This window comes from Phytohabitans rumicis (assembly GCF_011764445.1).
GTDB classification, from domain to species: Bacteria; Actinomycetota; Actinomycetes; order Mycobacteriales; family Micromonosporaceae; genus Phytohabitans; species Phytohabitans rumicis.
Genome location: NZ_BLPG01000001.1, coordinates 6,362,392 through 6,385,168, shown reverse-complemented (window position 1 = coordinate 6,385,168; position 22,777 = coordinate 6,362,392). Strand labels below are relative to the sequence as shown.

The 22,777-nt window shown below is 71.1% G+C and carries 20 protein-coding genes and 3 pseudogenes; 11 read left to right on the top strand and 12 right to left on the bottom strand.

The genetic code is table 11. The features are described 5' to 3' along the window. Nucleotides 1-11: 11 nt before the first annotated feature. The 3 genes and pseudogenes from Prum_RS29185 to Prum_RS29180 form a co-directional block, all read right to left on the bottom strand. Nucleotides 12-1,016, bottom strand: coding sequence for a TAXI family TRAP transporter solute-binding subunit (locus tag Prum_RS29185; protein ID WP_173079394.1), 1,005 nt, complete (start codon nucleotides 1,014-1,016; stop codon nucleotides 12-14). Next, nucleotides 1,013-1,339, bottom strand: a complete 327-nt coding sequence (locus tag Prum_RS52040; RefSeq protein ID WP_246278166.1) for a hypothetical protein — start codon at nucleotides 1,337-1,339, stop codon at nucleotides 1,013-1,015. Before Prum_RS52040 ends, Prum_RS29185 begins: the two co-directional genes overlap by 4 nt. Continuing rightward, nucleotides 1,339-2,994, bottom strand: a pseudogene (locus tag Prum_RS29180) (TRAP transporter permease); the annotation flags it as partial. The gene Prum_RS52040 and the pseudogene Prum_RS29180, both read right to left, overlap by 1 nt. 214 nt (nucleotides 2,995-3,208) lie before the next feature. On the opposite strand from Prum_RS29180, the gene Prum_RS29175 reads away from it, so the two are divergent. Next, a complete protein-coding gene (locus tag Prum_RS29175) occupies nucleotides 3,209-3,811 on the top strand; it encodes a TetR/AcrR family transcriptional regulator (protein WP_173079393.1) in 603 nt (200 codons plus the stop codon). 70 nt (nucleotides 3,812-3,881) lie between these two features. Here the strand turns inward: Prum_RS29175 and tuf are convergent. Then, nucleotides 3,882-5,068 (bottom strand): annotated as a pseudogene (tuf, locus tag Prum_RS29170) (elongation factor Tu). 275 nt (nucleotides 5,069-5,343) lie between these two features. Next, complete coding sequence (locus Prum_RS29165) at nucleotides 5,344-6,966, bottom strand: glycosyl hydrolase family 18 protein (protein ID WP_173079392.1); 1,623 nt, start codon at nucleotides 6,964-6,966, stop codon at nucleotides 5,344-5,346. Nucleotides 6,967-7,131: 165 nt separating this feature from the next. Here Prum_RS29165 and Prum_RS29160 point away from each other — a divergent pair, with 165 nt between their 5' ends. The 6 genes from Prum_RS29160 to Prum_RS29135 all read left to right on the top strand — a co-directional run bounded on the left by Prum_RS29160 (nucleotide 7,132) and on the right by Prum_RS29135 (nucleotide 11,415). Next, the gene (locus Prum_RS29160) at nucleotides 7,132-7,836 is read left to right on the top strand and encodes a hypothetical protein (RefSeq protein WP_173079391.1); all 705 of its coding nucleotides are present in this window, start codon (nucleotides 7,132-7,134) and stop codon (nucleotides 7,834-7,836) included. Then, the gene (locus Prum_RS29155; protein WP_173079390.1) at nucleotides 7,833-8,057 is read left to right on the top strand and encodes a hypothetical protein; all 225 of its coding nucleotides are present in this window, start codon (nucleotides 7,833-7,835) and stop codon (nucleotides 8,055-8,057) included. The genes Prum_RS29160 and Prum_RS29155 overlap by 4 nt, the downstream gene beginning before the upstream one ends. Nucleotides 8,058-8,120: 63 nt before the next feature. Further along, nucleotides 8,121-8,636 (top strand): DUF4365 domain-containing protein, encoded by a 516-nt coding sequence (locus tag Prum_RS29150; protein WP_246278165.1) that lies wholly within the window; start codon nucleotides 8,121-8,123, stop codon nucleotides 8,634-8,636. Further along, nucleotides 8,633-9,784 (top strand): hypothetical protein, encoded by a 1,152-nt coding sequence (locus Prum_RS29145; RefSeq protein ID WP_173079389.1) that lies wholly within the window; start codon nucleotides 8,633-8,635, stop codon nucleotides 9,782-9,784. The genes Prum_RS29150 and Prum_RS29145 overlap by 4 nt, the downstream gene beginning before the upstream one ends. A 143-nt stretch (nucleotides 9,785-9,927) precedes the next feature. Further along, nucleotides 9,928-10,785 carry a DUF4397 domain-containing protein gene (locus Prum_RS29140; RefSeq protein ID WP_173079388.1) on the top strand — a complete coding sequence of 286 codons (858 nt, stop codon included), beginning with the start codon at nucleotides 9,928-9,930 and terminating at the stop codon, nucleotides 10,783-10,785. A 3-nt stretch (nucleotides 10,786-10,788) separates the two neighbouring features. Then, nucleotides 10,789-11,415 (top strand): class F sortase, encoded by a 627-nt coding sequence (locus Prum_RS29135; protein ID WP_173079387.1) that lies wholly within the window; start codon nucleotides 10,789-10,791, stop codon nucleotides 11,413-11,415. 8 nt (nucleotides 11,416-11,423) lie between these two features. Here the strand turns inward: Prum_RS29135 and Prum_RS29130 are convergent, their stop codons facing one another. Then, on the bottom strand, nucleotides 11,424-11,774 hold the full coding sequence (locus Prum_RS29130; RefSeq protein WP_173079386.1) for a DUF2203 domain-containing protein: 351 nt from the start codon (nucleotides 11,772-11,774) through the stop codon (nucleotides 11,424-11,426). A gap of 71 nt (nucleotides 11,775-11,845) precedes the next feature. Here Prum_RS29130 and Prum_RS29125 point away from each other — a divergent pair, with 71 nt between their 5' ends. Next, entirely contained in the window at nucleotides 11,846-12,250 is a 405-nt protein-coding gene (locus Prum_RS29125; protein ID WP_173079385.1) for a hypothetical protein, read from the top strand. A gap of 76 nt (nucleotides 12,251-12,326) precedes the next feature. On the opposite strand, the gene Prum_RS29120 is transcribed toward Prum_RS29125, so the two are convergent. The 5 genes from Prum_RS29120 to Prum_RS29100 all read right to left on the bottom strand — a co-directional run bounded on the left by Prum_RS29120 (nucleotide 12,327) and on the right by Prum_RS29100 (nucleotide 16,185). Continuing rightward, complete coding sequence (locus Prum_RS29120; protein WP_173079384.1) at nucleotides 12,327-12,689, bottom strand: hypothetical protein; 363 nt, start codon at nucleotides 12,687-12,689, stop codon at nucleotides 12,327-12,329. Between the two features lie 96 nt (nucleotides 12,690-12,785). Continuing rightward, nucleotides 12,786-13,604 carry a pyrroline-5-carboxylate reductase gene (gene proC / locus Prum_RS29115; RefSeq protein WP_173079383.1) on the bottom strand — a complete coding sequence of 273 codons (819 nt, stop codon included), beginning with the start codon at nucleotides 13,602-13,604 and terminating at the stop codon, nucleotides 12,786-12,788. Between the two features lie 76 nt (nucleotides 13,605-13,680). Next, nucleotides 13,681-14,709 carry a 6-phosphofructokinase gene (locus Prum_RS29110; protein WP_173079382.1) on the bottom strand — a complete coding sequence of 343 codons (1,029 nt, stop codon included), beginning with the start codon at nucleotides 14,707-14,709 and terminating at the stop codon, nucleotides 13,681-13,683. Nucleotides 14,710-14,807: 98 nt separating this feature from the next. Beyond that, entirely contained in the window at nucleotides 14,808-15,299 is a 492-nt protein-coding gene (locus Prum_RS29105; protein ID WP_173079381.1) for a polyadenylate-specific 3'-exoribonuclease AS, read from the bottom strand. Nucleotides 15,300-15,318: 19 nt separating this feature from the next. Next, nucleotides 15,319-16,185 carry a phosphotransferase enzyme family protein gene (locus Prum_RS29100; protein WP_246278164.1) on the bottom strand — a complete coding sequence of 289 codons (867 nt, stop codon included), beginning with the start codon at nucleotides 16,183-16,185 and terminating at the stop codon, nucleotides 15,319-15,321. A gap of 255 nt (nucleotides 16,186-16,440) precedes the next feature. Here Prum_RS29100 and Prum_RS29095 point away from each other — a divergent pair, with 255 nt between their 5' ends. After that, nucleotides 16,441-17,133, top strand: a complete 693-nt coding sequence (locus Prum_RS29095) for a Crp/Fnr family transcriptional regulator (protein ID WP_173079379.1) — start codon at nucleotides 16,441-16,443, stop codon at nucleotides 17,131-17,133. Between the two features lie 85 nt (nucleotides 17,134-17,218). Beyond that, complete coding sequence (locus tag Prum_RS29090; protein ID WP_173084282.1) at nucleotides 17,219-20,731, top strand: ATP-binding protein; 3,513 nt, start codon at nucleotides 17,219-17,221, stop codon at nucleotides 20,729-20,731. 383 nt (nucleotides 20,732-21,114) lie between these two features. Here the strand turns inward: Prum_RS29090 and Prum_RS29085 are convergent, their stop codons facing one another. Then, the gene (locus tag Prum_RS29085; RefSeq protein WP_173079378.1) at nucleotides 21,115-21,849 is read right to left on the bottom strand and encodes a lysophospholipid acyltransferase family protein; all 735 of its coding nucleotides are present in this window, start codon (nucleotides 21,847-21,849) and stop codon (nucleotides 21,115-21,117) included. Between the two features lie 156 nt (nucleotides 21,850-22,005). Here Prum_RS29085 and Prum_RS29080 point away from each other — a divergent pair. Then, nucleotides 22,006-22,739 (top strand): annotated as a pseudogene (locus Prum_RS29080) (DUF308 domain-containing protein). The last annotated feature ends 38 nt before the right edge of the window (nucleotides 22,740-22,777 follow it).

Sequence of the window (22,777 nt, the reverse complement as noted above, 5' to 3'; positions counted from 1 at the left end):
TGCCGCTCCGTTCACTTTGGAGCGTTCAGCGTGTCGAGGGCGGCGGTCGCGCCTCGGTGCAGCTGCACAGGTTCCGTCTTTCGGGCGATATCCAGGCTGATCGCCTTGGCGGCGGCGTTCGCCTGCTCCAGCTGCGTCTTACGGTCGAAGAGCGCCTTGGTCAGGACGCAGGCGAGGTTGGCGTCAAGGTCGTCCTTCACCAGCAGCAGGTTGGGCACCACGATGGTCTTGACGTCGGCCGAGGTGCCGTAGGTCGCCGCGGGGACGGCGCCCTCCTCGTACACCGGATTGATCTTTTGCAGCTCCGGCAGCAACGGCGTGATGTCGATGAACGCGACCTTGCCCTTCGCGGTGGTGAAGAGGTCGGTGACGCCGGGCGTCGGCAGCCCGCCGGACCAGAACATCGCGTCGATCGTGCCGTCCTTCATGCCGTCGACGGTCTTGGGCAGGTCGAGGCGCTGGGCGGAGACGTCCTTGGCAGGATCGAGGCCGGCGGCCTGCAGCAGGCGGTTGGCGATGACCTCGGTGCCGGACTTGGGCGAGCCGGTCGAGACACGCTTGCCCTTCATATCGGCGACCGTGTTGATGCCGGCCCCGGTGCGCACGATGACCTGCGTGTAGTTGGTGTAGATGCGGGACAGCGCCCGCACCGGCTGCTGTTTCCCGTCGAAACTGCCGGTGCCGCGTACGGCGTCGGCCGCGGTGTCGGCGAGCGAGAACGCCACCGTGTAGGTGCCGGCGACGAGTTGCTGGATGTTCTGCACCGAGGCGCCCGTCTCGGCCGCGGTCGCCTTGACCTTGCCGCTCGTGGCCGCGCCGATCTGCTCCGCGTACGCGTTGCCGAGGGCGAAGTAGACCCCGGTCGCGTTGCCGGTGGCGATGCCGATCCGGGTGTCGGTGGCGACCTCGCAGGTCACCGCGCCACCCGTGTCGGTGCTGGCCGTGTCCTGCCGGCCGCCGCACCCGGCGACGAGCACGAGAACGCTGGCTACGACGAGGATGGACGTGCGCCTCATGACTGTCTCCTTTGGACGGCGAGCGTGGTCCCGACGGTCGCGAGGAGCAGGACCACTCCGGCGGCGATGGTGACCGGGTGCAGGTAGAGCAGCAGGAGCCCACCGGCGCCGGCGAGGACGCGGGCGGGCGGGCCGGCCGGGCCGACGCCGAGCACCCAGCCGCCGGTCGCGGCGGCGAGGCCGGCGACGCCGAGGCAGGCGGCGGCGGTGGCCCACAGGACACCGAGGGCGGGCCCGCGCCCGAGCAGGTACTCCCCGGTCCAGTGAGGACGAACGCGAGCGGGGCGAGAAAAGCCGGCAGGGCGTACTTGAGGGCCTGCCACATGGTCGGCAGCGTGCGCCCGCCGGTGATGGCGGACGCGCCGACGGCGGCGAGCGCGGTCGGCGGCGTCACCTCGGAGAGCACCGAGTAGTAGAAGACGAACATCGCGGCGGCCGGGGCGGGCACGTCGAGGGCGAGCAGCGCCGGCCCGATGATGACCCAGCCGATGATGAACGACGCGGTCACCGGCACCGCCAGGCCCAGCAGGGAGAGCGCGACGGCCGCGAAGACGACGGTGAGCGCGAGCACGGCCGTACGGTTGTCGGCGAGGGCCTCGGCACCGCGTACGAGCTGCGAGGCCAGCTGCGCGCCGAGGCCGGTCTTGGTGGTGGTCGCCGTGATGACGCCGGCCGCGGCGCAGACGGCGGCGACCGGCAGGACCCCGCGTACGCCGGCGGAGAGCGCCTCGAACAACCGCTTCGGCGTCAGCCGGCCACGACGGTCCAGGAAGGACAGTCCAAACGCGAGGATTGTGGCGTAGACGACGGTCTTGGTGGCACTGACCCCGGCGGCGAGCAGCACGACGATGGCCACCAGCGAGGAGAAGTGGTAGCCGAAGCGGGCCAGCAACCGCCACGGCGACCGGGCGCCGACCTCGATCTGGCGCATCCCGAACCGGCGCGCGTCGATCTCGACGGCGAGCAGGATGCCCAGGTAGTACAGGACCGTGGGGATCATCGCCCAGCCGAGGACGGTCAGGTACGACACCTCGAGGTACTCGGCGACGATGAACGCCGCGGCGCCCAGCGTGGGCGGCGACAGGATCGCGCCGACCCCGGCCGCGGCGAGCATCCCGCCCGCCTGCTCGGCCGGGTAGCCGGCGCGGCGCAGGATCGGCCAGGTGACCGCCCCGACGCTGACGGCGGTGGCCGTGCCGGATCCGGAGACCGTGCCGAGCAGGAAGCCGGAGGCGACGGCGGTGCGCCCGGCCGCGCTGCGCGAGCGGCGAAACGCGGCCACCGACAGGTCCACGAAGAACCGCCCGGCGCCGGACAGGTCGAGCACCGCGCCGTAGATCGTGAAGAGCACGATGTACGTCGCGGCCACGTCGAGCGGCGTGCCGTAGAAGCCGCTGCCGGAGTTGTAGAGCGCGTCGACGATCTGGCTGAAGTCGAGGCCGGCGTGGGCGATCGACCAGGTCTGCGGGAGCAGCCCGCCGTAGTAGCCGTACGCCAGGAAGAGCAGGCACACCGCCGGCAGCACCCAACCCGTCGTGCGCCGGCACGCCTCCAGGACCAGCACCAGCAGCAGCGCGCCCATCGCCACGTCGAGCGGGTCGAGCAGCCCCTGCCGGTCGAGGAAGCCGTTGTAGCCGCCGGCCAGCGGCAGCACCGGGTACAGGCAGACGGCCAGGGCCAGGCCGGCGAGGATCCAGTCGGCCACCGCCGGCCCGTCGCGCCGGTCGATCCAGGGCATTCCCGATCGGTACGCCAGAAAGACGAGCGGCAATACGCCGGCGAGAAAAATGATCAGATAGAACTGGCTGCCCTGGGCCAGCGGGCGGAAGACCTGCCACAGCACGAGCAGCGCCACCGCGAACGCGGCGATCGCGACCGCGCCGCCGATCCGCCCGGTCAACTCGCGGGCCGGCCGCTCCTCGTCGTCAAAGTGGACGGTGGACGGCGCCGCCCCGTCCTGGGCGACCGAATCCGGCATGTCGGGCTTGGCGTCGGCCGATCGGGCGATGCTGACCTGGCTGTCCGACATGACGAGACGATACAACAGGACAGCGACATCGACCGATTGGCGAACCCCATCGTTTCCCTCTCGTGATCTTCGACGATTACCCCGGTATTCGATTTCGTGCGTGAAAATTGCGCGCGAATCACGCCGAAAATCGAAGAGGCATTCATGAGTTACTGTGTGCGCTGTGACGAGACGATCCGCGGAAGTACGCCTGGACGCATTGCTGCGCACCGCCTGCGAAGTGATCGTGGAACGAGGGCTCGCCAACACCCGCACCGCCGACGTGGCTACCGCCGCGGGCGTCAGCCAGGCCCTCGTCTTCTACCATTTCGCCACGAAGGAGCGGCTGCTCGCGCGGGCGTTCGCGTACGCGGCCGAGCAGGATCTCGCCCGCCTCGCGGCCGTCGTCGACTCGTCATCGACGCCGCTGGAAAAGCTCAAAAAGATCATTAAGTTGTACGCGCCGCAGGGGCGCTCCAAGTCGTGGGCAATGTGGATCGACGGCTGGTCCGAGTCGATGCGCGCACCCGAGCTGGAAAAGGTCTCGCGCCGCCTCGACCTGCGCTGGAAAGAAGCGCTCACCGAGGTGATCGCCGCGGGTGTCGCGGACGGCGTCTTCAAGTGCGAGGACGCCAGCGGCGCGGCCTGGCGGATCCTCGCGGTGATCGACGGGCTCGCCGCCCAGGTCACCGTCCACGAACGGGTGATCACCCGCCGCCAGCTCACCGACTGGATCCACCAGTCGGCGGCCCGCGAGGTCGGCCTGGAGCCGCCCGACCTGGCGTAGGTGCAAGGAAGGGCCCCTTGTTAGCGCTTTATGCATAACAGGGGGCCCTTCCTAACCTCCCTACCGCTGCTCAGGTGAGCAGTTCCGTTACGGTGCCGGCCGCGACTGTGCGGCCGCCTTCGCGGACTGCGAAGCCGAGGCCGACCTCCATCGCCACGGCCTTGCCGAGCGTCACGTCGAGGTCGACGGTGTCCCCCGGCATGACCATCGTGACGTCGCCGAGGTCCACCGAGCCCGGCACGTCCGTGGTACGGAAGTAGAACTGCGGCCGGTAGTTGGCGAGGAACGGCGTGTGCCGCCCGCCTTCCGCGGTCGTCAGCGCGTACAGCCGCGCCCGGAACCTGCTGTGCGGCGTCACCGACCCGGGCAGCGCGACCACCTGGCCGCGCTGTACCTGGTCGCGCTTGACCCCGCGCAGCAGCACCGCGGCGTTGTCGCCCGCCTCGGCCCGGTCCAGCGACTTGCCGAACGTCTCCAGCCCGGTGGCCACAGTGGACAGGGTCGGGCCGAGGCCGACGACCTCGACCGGCTCGCCGACCTTCAGGGCGCCCCGCTCGACCGCGCCGGTCACGACCGTGCCGCGGCCGGAGATGGTGAGCACGTTCTCGATCGGCATCAGGAACGGCTCGCCGAGCTCCCGGGGCGGCACCGGCACGTACCGGTCGACCGCGTCGAGAAGGTCCACGATGGACTGCGTCCACCGCGGGTCACCCTCCAGCGCGCGCAGGGCGGAGACCCGTACGACCGGGACCTCGTCGCCGGGGAACCCGTACCCGGACAGCAGTTCGCGCACCTCCAGCTCGACCAGGTCGAGCAGGTCCTCGTCGTCCGCCGCGTCGGCCTTGTTCATCGCCACCACCAGGTACGGCACGCCGACCCGCCGGGCGAGCAGCACGTGCTCGCGGGTCTGCGGCATCGCGCCGTCCTGCGCCGAGACGACCAGGATCGCGGCATCCACCTGCGCCGCCCCCGTGATCATGTTCTTCACGTAGTCGGCGTGCCCCGGCATGTCGACGTGGGCGTAGTGCCGCGTCGCCGTCTCGTACTCGACGTGCGCGATGTTGATGGTGATGCCCGCGCGACCTCCTCGGGCGCCCGGTCGATGCCGTCGAACGACACGAACCGGTTGACCGACGGGTCCTGCGCGGCGAGGACCTTCGTGATGGCGGCCGTCAACGTGGTCTTGCCGTGGTCGACGTGCCCCATCGTGCCGATGTTGAGGTGCGGCTTGGTACGCACGAACTGGCTTTTGGCCATGGTGAAACCCCACAAGGAGAAAAGGAACGAAAATACGGAACGCTGGAGCAACCCCGAGAGCGGGGTCAGCTATCCAGCCGGACCGTCGTCGCGCACGCGGCGGCTGCGGCCGGCAGGCTGGTGCCTGCGGGTCGCGCGAAGCCGACCTGGGCGAACATGACGATCACGGTAGCGGTCAACGCCGATGCGTCCAACGGTATTTCCGTGGTACAGACGCGGGGCGGGGAGCCGTTGCCACGGCTCCCCGCCCCTGTGTGGGACTCGCGTCAGGTCTCTTAGCCGAGGCCGCTCTTGACAGCCCCGATCAGCTCGCCGTTGGTGGTGTCACCGGAGAGCTCCCAGAAGAACGCGCCGCCCAGCCCTTGGTTGTTCGCGTAGGCCATCTTGCCGCCGATCGTGCTGGGCGTGTCGTAGCTCCACCACTGCCCGCCGCAGTACGCGTACGCCGTGCCGCCGACCGTGCCGGTCGCCGGGCAGCGGTTCTTGATCACCTTGTAGTCCTCGATGCCCTGCTCGTACGTGCCCGGGGCGGGACCGGTGGCGGTGCCGCCCGGCGCGCTCTGCGTGACGCCGGACCAGCCGCGCCCGTAGAAGCCGATGCCGAGCAGCAGCTTGCTGGCCGGGACGCCCTTGCTCTTCAGCTTCTGGATCGCCGCGTCCGAGTTGAAGCCCTGCTGCGGGATCCCGGTGTACGACGTCAGCGGCGAGTGCGGAGCCGTGGGACCCTGCGGGCTGAACGCGCCGAAGTAGTCGTACGTCATAGGCATGAGCCAGTTGAGGCTGCCGGCCGCGCCGGCGTAGTCGGTGGCGTCGATCTTGCCGCCGGTGCTGCCGTCGGCAGTGATGGCCGCCGTCACCAGCGCGCTGGAGCCGAAGCGGGTGCGCAACGCGGACATGAGGTTCTTGAACGCGTTGGGCCCGCTGGTGTCGCAGCTCAGGCCGCAGGCGTTCGGGTACTCCCAGTCGATGTCGATGCCGTCGAACACGTCCGCCCAGCGCGAGTCCTCGACCAGGTTGTAGCAGGAGTTGGCGAACGCGGTCGGGTTCTGCGCGGCCTGGGTGAAGCCGCCGGACCAGGTCCAGCCGCCGAACGACCAGATCACCTTGAGGTTCGGATACATCGCCTTGAGTCGGCGCAGTTGGCCGAAGCTGCCGCGCAGGGCGCCGGCGTCCCACGTGTCGGCGACGCCGTTCACGCTGGACGCGGCGTCGTAGAACTTGTCGTAGTCGGCATAGCTGTCACCGATCGCGCACTGACCGTTGGTCACGTTGCCGAACGCGTACAGGATGTGCGTCAGCTTGGCCGCGGACCCGCTCGTGTGGATGTTCTTGACGTGGTAGTTCCGGGCGTACACGCCCCACTGGGCGAAGTAGCCCACGACCTTCTTCCCGCCGGGCGGCGGCGCGGTGGTGGGCGGCGCGGTGGTCGGGGGCGCCGTCGTGGGCGGGGCCGTCGTCGGGTTCGCCGTGGTCGGCGGCGCCGTCGTGGGCACGGTGCCACCGCCGCAGGAGGCGCCGTTGATGGTGCAGTTCAGCGGGGTACGGAAGGCGCCCGTCCCGATGTAGCCCCAGTTGAAGGAGCCACCCGGGGGCAGGCTGCCGGCCCAGCTCTTCTTGGTCGCGACGTAGTGGTCGCCGGTCCTGGTGACATCGGCGTCCCAGAAGCTGCTGATCGACGTGCCGGCCGGCAGGTCGAACTCGATCCGCCAGGTGCTCACGGTGGCGTCCGAGCCGTTGGCCACGGTCACCCGGACCTCGTGCCCCGTGCCCCAGTCGGAGGTGGCGGTGAACTGGGCGGTGACGCTGCCCGCACCGAAGGCCGACGCCACCGGGACCGCGGCCACGGCGACCACAGCCACCACGCCCGCCCACAGCGCGCGCCGCAGGGATCTCCTCATCGACGTCTCCCCAAATTGTTAAGAAACTTTCCTGTAGGTTGATGCGACGTTACTCACACGTACGTGAACTCGTCAAGATGCGAATTTGTCGATCCCTCGATCGTCAAACCGACCCGGGCCGCCGTACGTAGATACATATGAGCTCTCAAGGGAGGAGGACGCCCTATGGCAACATCGGCGGCCGCCAGCGAGGCCGAGCCAAGCGACCGGACCCTGTCCTGGCTCGACGAGGACGACCCGGGACGGGACAACGAGCCGTTCATCTCCATGGAGCCGCTGCCCCTGCCACCGGCGCTCGAGCCGCCACCACCACCCCCACCGCCGGTCCAGCCGGGACCCCGCCGGCGCAACCGCAAGCTCCTCGCGGTCGTCGTCGGCCTGGTAGCCGTCGTGGTCGGCGCCGCCGTGGTCGCGGCCGGCACGGCGTACCGGCTGGTCTTCGAGGACCGGCCGGCCGGCCCGGCGGCGGTAGCGGGCACCGGACGGACCGTGTCCGCGCCGATCGGCAAGCGCACCGAGGCACAATTCGACCTGGTGACCGGTACGACGACGGTCAACCTGCGCAGCGCCGACCTGGGCGGCGACCTCTACCGGATCAGCACCGCCGAGGGCAGCGACGTGCTGCCCCGCCCGGTCCACGAGGGCGACCAGGTCAACCTGCACCTCGTACAGAGCGGCGAGTCCGGCCCCGGCGCCGTCGACATCCAGCTCAGCTCGCGGGTGACCTGGAAGCTCCGGCTGACCGGCGGCGCGGCCACCCACGTCGTGGACATGGGCGGCGGGCGCCTCACCGGCCTCGACCTGATCGGCGGCGCGGCCCGCGCCGAGCTGACCCTCCCCGCCCGACCGGCACGGTGCCGATCCGGATGACCGGCGGCGTCAACCAGTTCCTCATCCACGCCCCCGCCGGCGTGCTCACCCGGGTACGGATCGGCAGCGGCGCCTCCACCGTCGTCCTGGACAAGCTGAACCAGTCCGGTGTCGCCCCGGGTGTCGTCTTCACCCCGAACGGTTGGGCCCAAGCCACCAGCAGATACGACATCGACGCGGTGGCCGGCGTCTCCACCATCCGCCTCGACCGGACCAAATGATCCACTGACGCCAATGCGTTGGCGGGCCACCGCCAGTCGTACGCCCGCGATAGCGTCCGCTCCATGCCGCTGGAGAACAGGGTGCATCAGGGCTTGCACGGTGAGGCGTTCATCTACGCCCTCGCCAGCGCTGCCGGCCTCTGCTCGGCCCGGCCCGCGCCGGACTACGACGGCATCGACTGGCAGATCGCGCACCCGGGGCCCAAAGGCGCCCTCCGCTCGCCGAAGATAGAGCTTCAGGTGAAGACCTGCTCAGCTCCCGTCGAGCGGGACGACTGCTGGCGGTACCGCCTGCTCGTGCGGCATTACAACCTGCTGGCCGGGCCGGGCTTCCAGGTGCCGCGCCACCTCGCCCTGGTGATCGTCCCCGAAAGCGCGGAACACTACGCGCATTGCGGTCCGGAGAGCATGCTGTTGAGCCACGCCGGCTATTGGCTATCCCTGGCCGACCATGAGGTGCTGCCAGAGGACGACGAGTCACCGAAGACCGTTGCGATCTTGGTCCCCAAGCGTAACCTGCTCACCGTGGAGACGCTCTCGGCGCTGGTCAGCGGCGACTTGAAGGGTGCCACCATATGATCAAGGCAAGCGTCAACGACCTGGATGCGCTCGCCGCGCGCTCGCCCTCTGAGCTGGCCATGTACCTGCGGGCGCAGAGGTGGCAGACCGTACGGCAGGACGATGCCGCGGTGCGGTGGGTCAAGATCGTCGGCGGTGACGAGTACGAGGTGGTCCAGCCGATCGAGTCGGGCATACGGGACTACGCGGCGCGGGTCCGCGATGTGGTGCAGGTACTCGCCCTGGCCGAAGACCGGTCCGAGCTCGACGTCCTCCGGGCTATCTCCAGCGTGTCCACCGACGTCCATCTCGTCCGCTTGTTCCCGGCGGACGAGGATCCGGGCATGATCGGGCTCGACGACGGCGTGCAGGCGTACGAAAACCTGCGCAACCTTGTCGTGGCGGCGGCGTACTCGGTGAGCGCGAAGCAGCCGCGCGCCGTGCAGCCAGCCCGGAAGCCGGCCGACGTACTCCACTATCTGCGCGGCGTGCGGATCGGACCGAGCGCCGAAGGGAGCTTTGTCCTGTCCGTCCATACCGCCGTTCCGCCTCGTCTCACCGCCGAACCGGGCGAGGACGCGACCCCCGAGCCGTTCGAGCGCCAGGTCTCGCTGCGCATCTACGAGGCGGCACGGGCCGCGCAGGAGGCGGCCACCGCCGCACTAGCCGGAGCGGACGGGCTCGACGTGTTCAATCGCAGCGTGACGCGGGGGGTCAGCGCCAACCTCTGCGAGGCTCTGGTCGGTCTTGGCGGCGATGCGCGGCATCCGGTTGAGCTGCGGCTGGCCCTCGCGGCCGCCCGCCCCACCGCGCGGAGCTTTGTTCCGGTCCGGTTCCGCCGTGATCATCTGGCGGTCCTCGAATCGGCCGCGCACGAGTTCCGGGCCCGTTCGGCGGAGGAGGACTCGGTCGTCGCTGGCAACGTCGTCCGGCTCTACCGGGAGGCGTCCGCGACCGGAGAGGTCAGCATCGCCGGCACCGTGGAGGGCGATGACCGCCTGCGCCGCATCTGGGTGGAACTGGCCGGCGTGGACTACGAGACGGCGGTCCGCGCGCACCAGGAGATGCTCCAGGTGTCGGTCCGCGGCGACATCGTCCGGCGTGGCACCCGCTCCTACCTGACCAGGCCCAGCGGATTCCAGATCCTGCCCGATCCGTCAGATCAGTAGTACGCATCCCGAATCCGCCCGTATTGGTGACGGATTGCTGACAGATCAGGGGGTTGCGATCCGCTGGGCGGGCGCGAATCGTGTGCACCGTACCGCGTTGTCGAGGGGGAACCGGCGGCGTGGAAACCAGCACGGGAGGGGCCGTGACTTCCAACCTTCGTACGCTCCGGCGCGCCGCCGCCTTGACCGGAGCGATCTTGATCGGGGCCGGGTTCAGCGCCGCCGCGGCGGCACCGGCGAGCGCGGCGAGCGTCGGCTACGTACGGCTCGCGCACCTGTCGCCCGACACTCCTGAGGTGGACGTCTACCTCGACGATCTGACCGGCTCGGCGAAGACCCAGGTGTTCAAGGGCGTCGGGTACGGCGTCTTGTCGGCGTACCTGCCGCTGCCGGCCGGGCGGTACGCGGTGTCGATGCGCCAGGAGGGGGCCGCCGCGTCGACGCCGCCGGTGCTGACCACCGACGTCAGCGTGGTGGTCGGCGACGCGTACACGGTGGCCGGGGTGGGCCGCTACGCCGACCTGGGGCTGCGCATCCTCGACGACGACCTGAGCGCGCCGGCCGCGGGCAAGGCCAAGGTCCGGGTCGTCCAGGCGTCGGTGCGCGCGCCGGTGCTGGACGTCGCGGCCGCCTCCGGGCCCACCATCGCGAACGGCGTGCAGTTCGCCACCACGACCGACTACCGCGAGGTGCAGCCGGGCGATTGGCAGGTGAAGCTCCAGCCGAGCGGCGGCGATCCGACCACCGCCGAGTGCAGCCTCGCCGAGGGCACCGTCTATTCGCTGCTGATCCTGGATGCCAAGTCGGGCGGCCTGACCACCGAGCTGCGTACCGATGCCAAGGGCGGTGTCGTGGTGCCCATGGGCGGGGTCGACACCGGTGGCGGCGGCGCGGCGGTCGGCGGTACGCCGTACCCCTTGATCGTCGCGGGCCTGGCCGGCGTGCTGCTTGCCGCTTCGGCGGCGGCCGGCCTCGTGGTGCTGCGGCGGCGCCACACTTAGCGCATGCGCGCGTTCGTGCTGATCGCCGCGGCCGCCGTGGGCTTGGCGGCGGCGATCGTCGGCGCGGCCGTCCTCCCTCCCCGGACGGTCGCGCCGACGTGGCGCACCGCGGCGGAGCCGGCGCCGGCCACCACGACCGCCGCGCCCGAGCGCGACCTTCGCGGGCCGCCGACGCGGGTACGCATACCGCGGATCGGCGTCGACTCGTCGCTGGCCGTGCTGGGGCTGGAGGCGTCGGGGGCGCTGCGGCCGCCGGACAAGTACGGCCAGGCCGGCTGGTACGGCGGCGGGCCGGCACCGGGTGACGTCGGGCCGGCCGTGCTCGCCGGGCACGTCGACTCCAAGAGCGGGCCGGCGGTCTTCTACCGGCTGCACGAACTGCGCGCGGGCGACGTCGTCGAGGTGAGCCGGGGCGCGGACCGGGTCGCGTTCCGGGTGACATCCGTGACCCGCTATCCGAAGGACAAGTTCCCCACCGCCGCCGTGTACGGCCCGACCCCCGGCCCGGAGCTGCGGCTGGTCACGTGCGGTGGGACGTTCGACCGGGGGCGCGGCTCGTACCGCGACAACATCGTGGTCTTCGCGGTGACGCAGCCGACCGTGGTCATCCCGGAGTCGGCCGCGGGTTAGGACACGCCCTAAACCTTGCGCCGTCCGGCGAAGCCACACTCCAGGCGGTGGTACCAGCCGATGTCCCGGTCGCCCTCCAGCCAGCACCACAGCACCGGCCGGCCCTCCCGCTCGCCGGCGAAGTCGAGCAGCACCGGCGCGTACCCTTTGACCTGTATGTCCTGCTCGCCCAGCTCGTCGAGAATGCCGTAGATGCGCGCTTCCAGGGCCTTGACCTCCGGCAGGCCGCCGTGCGGGCTGTTGTTGCCGTCCGCCATGTCGGCGTGCAGCTCGGCAAGGTCGGCGCGGAGCACGATCAGCTCGTCGATGCGCGGGCGCAGCGTCGCGAGTAGGTGGCGGGCTTGGGCCAGAGTGAACACGTCCGACAGTATGGTGCATTCGTTATCCGGGCATGGACCTGCCCGATTTGTCGGGATACCGACTACACAAGGTGATCGAAAACGTCGACCTCGACGGCGTCGTCGTGCCCGGCCTGCGCGGGTCGTTTCACCGCCGCCGCGGCGAAGCCGCCTCGGATGACGCTGTCGCTTCACGGATTTCGACTGTTGGCGTCTACCGCTTCGCCGGGGTCGATCTCCTCATGGCCTGGGGGTACGTCGGAGAACCGCACTGCCGCTTCACCTCGGTGCGCCGGCCCGACGGTACGTGGGAGCCGCCGCGACCGGGCTGCCCGCCGGTGACCCGGGTGCACGACGGCGGACTGGTCACCGCCCTCACGCTCGGCGGGCACGTCCTGCCCGCGGAGCCGGTGACCAGCCCGCCGCCGGGTGGAGCACGCGCCACGGCCCCGGACTCCGTACTCGCGGCGGTCGGCGGGCCGGGAGTACGTACCTGATCATGGCCGCCGCCGGCCGCATGCGCGGCCGACAGCGGGTCCTGAGCGGGGGCGCTGCCCCTGGTATGCGGTTGTTTTAGGTGTTGTGCGCCGGCGCGGGGGAAGGCGCGGACCGGCGCACGTACAGCAGGGAGGCGGCGGTCAGGGCGAGCGCCGTCACGAACGACACGGCGTGCACCACCGGGTGCACGATGGGCACGAACGCGATCACCGCGACGGGCACCTGGACCACCCCCACGAGGGCGATCAGCAACCCGCGACGGCGGGCGCCCCACAGGTACGCGGTCCACAGCGGTGCGGTCACCACGCCCAGCACGAGCACGTCGAGCACGGCGTGCAGGTACGGGTCGACGACCTTGTCGTGTGCGAAAGCGGACGCGGGCGCCGAGACCCAGAGGGCCGCCGCAACACCGCCGAGAACTACCGCGAGACGTCGCATGCCGTACCTCCCAGAGTGCCGTTGCCATTACTCCCTGTCATGACGGTACGGGTGGCGCGGCAAGGCCGGGAAGGGATGAGCGCGTGAGTGAATCCTTCAGTCGCTCTGTTGGGCGATTTCCCGCGCACGGTCGCGGGCCGCTTCGAGCGCGGCGAGCAGCGCGGCGCGTACGCCGTGGTTTTCCAGCTCGCGGATGGCCGAGATGGTGGTGCCCGCCGGCGACGTGACCGCCTCGCGCAGCTTGACCGGGTGCTCGCCCGAGTCGCGCAGCATGACGGCCGAGCCGATCGCGGTCTGCACGATCAACTCGTGGGCCACCTGGCGCGGCAGGCCGAGCAGGATGCCCGCGTCGATCATGGCCTCGACCAACAGGTAGAAGTACGCCGGGCCGGAGCCGGACAGCGCGGTCACCGCGTCCTGTTGCGTCTCCGGCACCCGGATCGTGGCGCCCAGCGGCTTGAACATCTCCTCCGCCAGGCCCAGATGCGCGGCGGTGGCGTGCGGACCGGCCGAGATCGCGGTCATCGCCTCGTCGACCAGGGCCGGAGTGTTGGTCATGACCCGGACGATCGGGGTGCCTTCCGGCAGCCGCTTAGCGAAGAAGCTCGTCGGCAGGCCGGCGCACAGCGAGATGACCAGCTTGTCGGCGGGGACCTTGGCGCCGATGTCGTCCAGGAGGACGGCCGCGTCCTGCGGCTTGACGGCGATCGCGAGCACCTCGGCCTCGGCGACGGCGGTGAGATTGTCCACCATCCGTACGCCGTACCGCTGGGCCAACTCCTCGGCGCGCGCGGCCCGGCGGGTGGTGGCCATCAGCTTGTCCGACGGCCAGCCGGCGCGCAGCAGCCCGGAGAGCATCAGCTCCCCGATCTTGCCCGTTCCGATCACGGCTACGGCGTGCACGCCGGGTGCCATGCTCCCCATCCTTTCATGATCAGGGCGTCCTTCACGTTGCTGGAGCGACGTGAAGGACGCCCTGATCACAACAGCGTCAGCTGCCGAAGAAGACCTCGGCCTCGGTGTAGCGCTCGATCGGGACGGTCTTCAGCTCGCCCGTGCCTTCCTTGAGCGGCACCCGGACGATCTCGGTGCCGCGCAGGGCCATCATCTTGCCGAAGTCGCTCTCGTGCACGGCGTCGATCGCCTGCAGGCCGAACCGCGTCGAGAGCACCCGGTCGAACGCGGTCGGCGTGCCGCCGCGCTGGATGTGGCCGAGCACGACCGTGCGGGCCTCCTTGCCGGTCTTGGCCTCCAACTGCTCGGCCAGCCACTGGCCGATGCCGCCCAGGCGCACGTGGCCGAACGAGTCCAGCTCCTGGTTGTGCAGCACCATCTGGCCTTCCAGCGGCTGCGCGCCCTCGGCGACCACGATGATCGGCGAGTACTGGTGCTGGAAGCGCTTCTCCACGTACTGGGCGACCTGGTCGATGTCGAACGGCCGCTCGGGCAGCAGGATCACGTTGGCGCCACCGGCGATGCCGGCGTGCAGGGCGATCCAGCCGGCGTGCCGGCCCATGACCTCGACCACGAGCGTGCGGTGGTGGCTCTCCGCCGTGGTGTGCAGGCGGTCGATCGCCTCCATCGCGATGTTGACGGCGGTGTCGAAGCCGAACGTGTAGTCGGTCGCGTTGAGGTCGTTGTCGATCGTCTTCGGCACGCCGACGACCTTGACGCCCAGCTCGTCGAGCTTGGTGGCCACGCCGAGCGTGTCCTCGCCGCCGATGGCGACGAGCGCGTCGACGCCGAGCGTCGCCAGGTTTTCCTTGATCTTCTCCACACCACCGTCGATCTTGAACGGGTTGGTGCGGGACGAGCCGAGGATGGTGCCGCCGCGGGGCAGGATCCCGCGGACCTCCGCGATGCCCAGCGGCTTGGTCAGCCCCTCCAGGGGGCCACGCCACCCGTCACGGAAGCCGACGAACTCGTGCCCGTACGTGGCCACGCCCTTGCGCACCACCGCTCGGATCACCGCGTTCAGACCTGGGCAGTCACCGCCGCCGGTGAGCACGCCGATACGCATGATGTCCTCAGTCCTCCTGGCTAAGAAGTGCAGATTTGGCCCGTCGGCGTCATTGCCGGCCCGGGGCAGGAGCCGTCAATTGCGCACTGTAGTCGCTCTCATGCCATCGCCCGCCATCGGGCCAGGTTGTGCCGGGCGTCGACCAGGGCGTCGTGCCGGTCCGCCTCGGCGTCCGGCAGCGGCGGGCGGCCGCGGTCGTCCCAGCGCTGCCGCAGGTCCTTGGTGAACCGCGGGATCTCCCGGGGCAGCGCCGGCATCGGCCCCCAGAGCTGGGCGAGCACCACGTGGTCGTACGCCGCGTACCAGGCCCACAGCTCCAGCTTCTCCTGCGGGCGGCCACGCACCGGCTCGATGAGGAAGTCGTACAGGTCGTCGCGGATCCGCTCCCGGGAACGCCAGGCGCGGTCGGCGGGCGACGGCAGCCGGTCGAGCACGTTGCGCCGTACCCAGGGCACGGCGCGGGAGTCGTCGAACTCCGTGGACACCGCGTAGAACTCGCGCCCGTACTCGTCGACGACACCTATCGAGACGAGGTCGACCAGGCGCCCGTCTTCGATGAACTCGCAGTCATAGAAATAGCGATAGACCATCGGGGCCTAATCCTGCCCATTACCCGGTGGTCAGTGCTTCCTGGGCGGCGCGAAGACCGGCATGATGGCTTTCGTCGCCTTCGGCGAGCTGCCTGGCGTGCCAATCCGCCCGCGCCGCCCACCGGAAGCGCACCATCACCGGCAGGGCCGCGTGCAGTTCGTCGGCCGGCACCGGGCCCGCCGCCGCGTACCCGTCGAGCAATTCGGCCGCCGCCGGCAGGCCGCCGGCGTAGAGCACCGCGCTAGCCACGTCGTAGGCCAGCGGGCCCGCGGCGGCCGCGCCCCAATCCGCCAGGCCGCTCCGGCCGGTGTCCGCGTCGATCGCAAAGGCCCGCGGATGCGGATCACCATGGAGTACGCCGTACGTGAGCCGGTCGGTGACGCAGAGCTTGGTCATCGCGGCGACGGCGGCACAGACCGCGGGACGCAGCCAGGGCTCGACGCCGAGGTGGTTGGCGTCGGCGCGCAGCCAGTGCCACGGCGCCAACCCTGGATGGGTGAACCCGTCCAACTTGCGGTGCACCCGGCCGAGCAGATCGCCCCACCACTGCTGGTCGAGCGGGTCGTCCCCCTCCAGCGGGCGGCCCGGCACGCCGTACAGCAGCGCCAGCACGCCCTCGTCCACGACGGCGGTGAGCGCACCGTCGGCCGTCCGCACCGGCGTGCCCGCGAGGACGCCGCGGTGCCGCAGGAAGTCGGCGGCGGCCAGCCCGGCCTCGAACTGCGGCCGGTCGGCCAGCGGGGCCAGCTTGGCGACGTACCGCTCGCCCTCGGCCCGGACCAGCCAGGCCCGGCCGTGCAGGCCGCCGGAGAGCGGGGTGATCTCGTCGGGAGTCCGGTGCCACACCGCGCGGATCGTCGCGCCGACCGGATCGACAAACGCCACGGCGGCGATTATGCCGGGCGTACCGGGCATGGTGGGAAAACGCGGGAACCGCCCGACGTATTTTCCCCTACCTGCCGCGGCTCCTATCCATAGCCGCCACGTATCCTGGAGACCTCACTGTCACCGATGTGATTGCGGCGGTGTAGAGGAGTTGACAGCTCCGCGACGGACGGTGATTGTTGTGTGTTCGACCTGCTTTCTGCCGCGTTAGCGGCTGAAACGGGAACGTGGTCCTTACCGGGGAGGGGTTGGACCGTGGAGGTTCGCCTGCCGGATCCTGGCGACGCACTCACGGGTGTAGAGATGTTCGCCGGCCTCGAGCCTGAGGTACGACAGCGGGTCATCGCCGCAGCGGTGCCGCGTACCTATCGCAAGGGCCAGCTCTTGTTCGTCGAGAGCGACCCCGGCGACTCTCTCATCGTGCTCAAACGCGGCGCCGTGGCGGTGTTCCGGACCTCCCCCACCGGCGAGCGCGCGGTGCTCTCCGTGGTGCGGCCTCCCGACGTGCTCGGGGAGGTGTCCCTCTTGGACGCTTCGACCCGCTCGGCCTCGGCAGAGGCCATCGAGGACTGCACGGCCCTGGCCCTGTCCCGCCCGGCGTTCATGGATCTCGTGCACTCCAACCCGCGCATCCTCGACGCCGTGATGCGGTCCCTGGGCGCGCTGATCCGGCGGCTCACCGAGCAGAACGCCGACCACGTCTTCCTCGACCTGCCCGGCCGGGTGGCCAAGACGCTGGTCCGGCTCGCCGGCGAGAGCCAGGCTCCCATGATCACTATTGAGCTCAACCAGAGCCAGCTCGCCGAGATGGCCGGCGGCTCCCGGCAGAGCGTCAACCAAGCCATCGGCTCGTTCGCCAGCCGCGGCTGGCTGCGTACCGAAGGTCGCCGGATTGTGGTCACCGACGTGGCGGCCCTGCGCCGCCGGGCGGGCATGGCCGAGCGCTGACAGGGTGATTCGGCCGACTGCCCGCTTCCGGGCGGGGCGGCACATGGCGATACTCGGCAGGGACGGCTCTGTCTCACTCCCCTGACTGGAGGACGGCATCACCGCCCCATGCCCACGGTGCGCCCGGCCGGCCGCTGCCGCTGACCGTTTCTGCGGAGGGTGCGGCGGCGAGCTCACCCTGGCCTGTGTGCGCTGTGGCCGGGAGTACGCCGCCGGGGCGGCGTACTGCACGGGCTGCGGTGCCGCGCTGGCCGCCGCCGACCCTCAGGAAGATCGCCGCCGGATCAGCGTGCTCTTCGTCGACCTCATCGACTTCACGCCGTACGTCGAACGCGCCGACCCGGAGCTGGTACGCGGGATGCAGACCGGGTTCTTCTCGGCCGCCCGCCGGGTCGTCGGGCAGTACGGCGGGGTGGTGGAGAAGTACATCGGCGACGCCGTGATGGCGCTCTTCGGCGCGCCGGTGGCCACCGAGAGCGACGCCCTGCGCTGCGTACGGGCCGGGCTGGAGCTGCAGCGGGTGCTGACCGGCTTCGCGGGCGACCTGCGCTTCCGGGTCGGGGTGGCCACCGGAGAGGCCATCGTGGACGTCGCCGCGGCCCGCGACGGCGGCCAGGCCATCGTGGCCGGCGACGTGGTCAACACCGCCTCCCGGATGCAGGCGATCGCCCCGCCCGGCGGCGTGCTCGTGTGCGGCGCCACGTACGCGCTGACCCGTACCGCGGTCCGCTACGCCGCGCAGCCCGCCGTCACGCTGCGCGGGCGTTCGGCGCCGACGGAGATGTGGCTGGCCGAGGCGGCGCTGCAGGAGGTACGCCCCGACCGCGAGCCGGACGCGACCCCGCTCGTCGACCGCGAGCACGAGTTGGGCCTGCTGCGCGGCGCACTGCACCGGGCCCAGCGCGACCGCGTGCCGCAACTGGTCACCGTCTTCGGGCACGCCGGCATCGGCAAGAGCCGCCTGGTACGGGAACTGCGCCGGCACACCGCCGCATCGTCGGCCGAGGAGCAGCTGACCTGGCGTACCGGGCGCTGCCCGCCGTTCGGGGAAAACGCCGCCTTCGCCGCGCTGGCCGACATCGTCAAGGCCGAGACCGGGATCCTGGACACGGACACCGCGCCCGCCGCGGCCCGGCGCCTGGAGGAGGCGGTGGCCGACCTGGTGCCGGCCGCGGAGGCCGGGCGGCTCGCGGAGGCGCTGCGGCCGCTGGTCGGGCTCGGCGGCAGCCGGCTGCCCGCGGAGGAGGCCGAGTCGGCGTGGCGGCGCTTCCTGATCGCGCTCGCCGCCCGGCGGCCGACCGCGCTGGTCTTCGAAGACCTGCACTGGGCCGACGAGACGATGCTGCGCTTCCTGGAGCTGCTGGCCGCGTCGGCGCGCGACGTGCCGCTGCTGGTGCTGTGCACGGCCCGCCCGGAGCTGGCCTGGGTGGGCACCGCCTCCCTGACGATCACGCTGCCGCCGCTGCCGGACACCGGCATCGCCGCGCTCTACAGCCACCTCTTCGGCCGCGGGCCGGTCTCCGCCGACATGCTCGGCCCGCTGGTCGAGGTCGCCGACGGCAACCCGCTCTATGCCCACGAGTACGTCCGGATGCTCATCGAACAGGGCGCGCTGCGCCAGTCCGGGCGCGGCTGGTCGCTGGAGTCCGGGCGGGAGCTGGCCATGCCGGACAGCGTGCACGGGGTCATCGCCAACCGCATCGACCTGCTCGACGTGGCCGACCGGCAGGTGCTGCTGGCCGCCTCGGTGGTCGGCACGGCGTTCTGGCCCGGGGCGGTGGCCGCCGCGCTCGGCCACCCGGTCGAGTCCGTCGAGCGCTCGCTGCGCCGCCTCGAACAGCGCGACTTCGTCCACGAACGCCCACAGTCGACGATCGCCGGGCAGTCCGAGTTCCGGTTCCGGCACGTGCTCGTGCGGGACGTCTGCTACCACCGGCTGCCCCGCACCGAACGGATGGCCCGGCACGAGCGCACCGCCGACTGGCTCGACGCGCTGTCCCGTACCCGGGACACCGACCTCGCGGAGGTCCTGGCCCACCACCGGTGGTCCGCGCAGGAGATCGCCGTCGCGCTCGGCGTCACCCATCAGCGGTACGCCACGGCGGCCCGCGAGGCGCTACACCGGGCCGCCCGGCGGGCGTACGCCCTGCACGTCCTCGACGCGGCGGCCGCCCACGCTTCGCGGGCCCTGGAACTGCCCGGCGCACCCGACGCCGGCCTGGAACTGCTGGCCGCCGAGATCGGGTTTCACCGCGCCGGCGAGCTGGACACCGGGCGGCTGACCACACTCGCCGACCGGCTCTTCGCCGCCGGCGACCACGCCGGGGCCGCCCGCGCCTGGACCCTGCTCGGCCAGGCCGCCTGGCTGCGCGCCGACCGCACCGCCGCGCTGTCCTGCCTGGACCGCGCGGTCGAGCTATTCGACAGCCTGCCGGACAGCGCGCAGAAGGCCGACGCGTACGCCGAACTGGGCCGGCTGCACATGCTCAACTACGAACGCGCGCCGGCGATCGAGGCGGCCGGGGCGGCGGCCGAGATGGCCTCCCGGTTGGGCGTGGTCGAAGTGACCGCGAACGCCAGAATCACCGTGGCCGCCGCCCGCTACCAGGCCGGCGACCCGGACGGCCTGCCCGAACTGCGCGCGATCACCGAGCTCTGCCGCGACCGCCGGCTGCTCGCCCTCCCCCGGGCGGTGCAAAATCTCGCGTACGCCATCCGTGAGGAGGGCGACTGGGCCGCCTCCGACGCGCTGCTGGGCTCGGTCTCCGGCTCCGTGCTCGCCACCGGCTACTCGGGCGAGGCGATGCGGGCGTACTTCGCCGGCGACTTCGGCAAGCTGCTCGCCGCGGCCGACGCGTTCCTGCACACCCCGACCGGCCGCTGGGACATGCAGGTACGCGGCCTCCGTTCGGTCCTGCGCATCCTGCGCGGCGAGCTGGCCCGCAGCGAGCCGGTGGGGCCGGCACCGGACGACGTGGACGACGCCCTCGACACGGCCCGGCGCAGCGGCTTCCACCGCCTGCACTGGACCGCCCTCGGGCTGGGCGCCCTGTGCCGGGCCCTCGCCGGCCGGCGGAGCGAGGCGGCCACCCTCCTCACCGAACTGGTCGATGCGTGGCGCCCCGTACCGGCCCTGGCCAGCGGCGAGTGGATCACCGCAGCGGCGTACGCGGCCGCGCTCACCGGCCCCGAGTCGGCGTCCCTGCTGCGTACGGCCCTGGAGGCGGTCGAGCACCGGACGCCCTGGGCCGAGGCGGCGCTGCACACCGTGACCGCGGCGGCCGGCGGCGCGGGTGCCGGCTACCTCGCGGCGGCGAAGATCTACGCGGCCATCCCGGACGCGACCGACCGGGTGTTCGCGCTGGCGCTGGCGGCGGGAGAGCTCCGCAAGGCCGGCGACCGGGCCGGAGCCGACGCGGCCCTACGGGAGGTACGCGCCTTCGCCCACCGCAACCAGGCCCCCGGCCTCCTCCACCTAGCCCACGCCCCCATAGACACCCGCCTAACCCCCTCCCCCAAACCGGCTAACCCCTCCCCTCGCCCTCTGCCCGCCCTCTTTTCGTCGATCAAGGGCATATGGTCGTGCTTTGATCTCTAAACCACGACCCTTTGCCCTTGATCGACGGGCTTTTCCTTGATCGACGGGGCCGGGTGGTGGGCGGCGGGCATCGAGGCGGCGGCGGTGAACGGTGCCGTGGCGGGTGTCGGGCTCGCGCCGAGGACGCCTCGCGTGGCGCAACGCCTCCTCACATCGGCAGGTACCCGGGTGCCGCACCAACCGCGGGCGCCGCAACCCGGAACCGCGCGCCCACCACCCCGCCCGCCCCACCCCCACGCCGATCAAGGACTTTCACGTCGATCAAGGGCATATGGTCGCGGAAAAGAGATCAAACCACGACCATATGCCCTTGATCGACGAGGAGAGGGGGCGAGGAGAGGGCGAGGAGGGCGAGGAGAGGAGGCGGCGAGGGGAGGGGAGGGTTAGGCGGCTACGGGGGCGGGTGGGGGTTCGGCGCCGGCGTCGGCGGAGGCCATCGCCTTGGACTGCTGGGTCTTGACCTTCTGGGCGTAGATGTCGACGTACTCGCGGCCGGAGAGCTCCATCAGCTCGTACATGATCTCGTCGGTGATGGCGCGCTCGACGAAGCGGTCGCCGGCCATCCCCGCGTACCGGCTGAAGTCCAGGGGCTCGCCGAAGCGGATGTGCACCCGCTGGATCCGCGGAATGATCTTGCCGGGCGGCTGGATCTCGTCGGCGTTGAGCATCACCACGGGGATCACCCGGGCGCCGCTTTCCAGCGCCAGCCGGGCCACCCCGGTCTTGCCGCGGTAGAGGCGGCCGTCCGGCGACCGGGTGCCCTCCGGGTAGATGCCCGCGAGCCTGCCCTGCCGCAGGACGCGCAGTTGGGTGTCGAGGGCGGCCTGCGCCGCGCGCCCGCCGGACCGGTCGACCGGGATCGTGCCGGTGCCGACGAAGAACATCTTCACCAGCCAGCCCTTGATCCCCTTGCCGGTGAAATACTCGGCTTTGGCGACAAAAGTGACTTTCCGCTTCACCATCAGCGGCATAAAGATCGAGTCGGAAAACGACAGATGGTTGCTAGCGATTATCGCCGGACCAGTGTCCGGAACGTGCTCCCGACCCTCGACCCGCGGCCGCCAGATCAACCTGAGCCACGGCCCGAGCAGGATGTACTTGAGCAACCAGTACAGCACAGGCGTCCTTCCCCGCAGAGCTCCGCGCGCGGAACCGCGCGGACCCATCGGCAATGAGCCTACGAAGCAGGTACGCCGCGCCACAACGCACTCCCGCAACCAGTCCTCGCCGTGTCACGATTCAGGGCACGGTCACAACAGCGAGGAGAGTATGCGGTGTCAGCGGGTGGCGCCCGGCGTGGGCGGCGCGACAACGGGCTCGACGCGACCGAGTACGCGGTAGCCGGCGACGTCGACCCCAGAGTCGGCGAGCACCTCCTCGACGTGCTCGCCGCCGGCGGCATCGCGGCGTACCTGCAACCCTCCGCCGATCTCAACCCGGTGACCCGTACGACGACGGTCCCGGCCCGGCCCACCGACCGGCTGTACGTCGACCGGACCCACCTCGAGGTGGCCCGCGACTACCTGTCCAAGCTCGCGACGCCGCCGGAGGCGGAGGACGAAAGCAACGAGCCGGACGTCGAGATCGAGTGGGCTCGCATCGTGGCCGGCTTCGACGCCGAGGTCGAGGAGCGCACGCCACCCCGGCCGAGGGGGAGAAAGAGCCACTCCCCGACGCCACGAGTGTCACCCGCATCACGGTAAACGAGCCGTCCCTTCTCGACGGTCTCGACACGTTCGGTGCGGATCTACCGGACGAGGAGGATGACGGTTACACGCCCCCGCCGCCCCCACCGCTCCCGCGCATCTCCAAGTACGCGGTGCTCGGCGTGCTCGCGATCATCGGCGGCTTCGTGCTCTTCCTCTTCCCGTCGCTATTGCCGGCCGACCGGGGCATCACCACGCTGCTCGGGTTCACCGCGATCCTCGCCGGCTTCGTCACGCTGATCTGGCGGCTGCGCTCGGGCGACGACGAGGAAGACGACCCCGACGACGGCGCAGTGGTCTAGACAAAGAAATACGGATAGAGAAATTCATCTACCTCCTT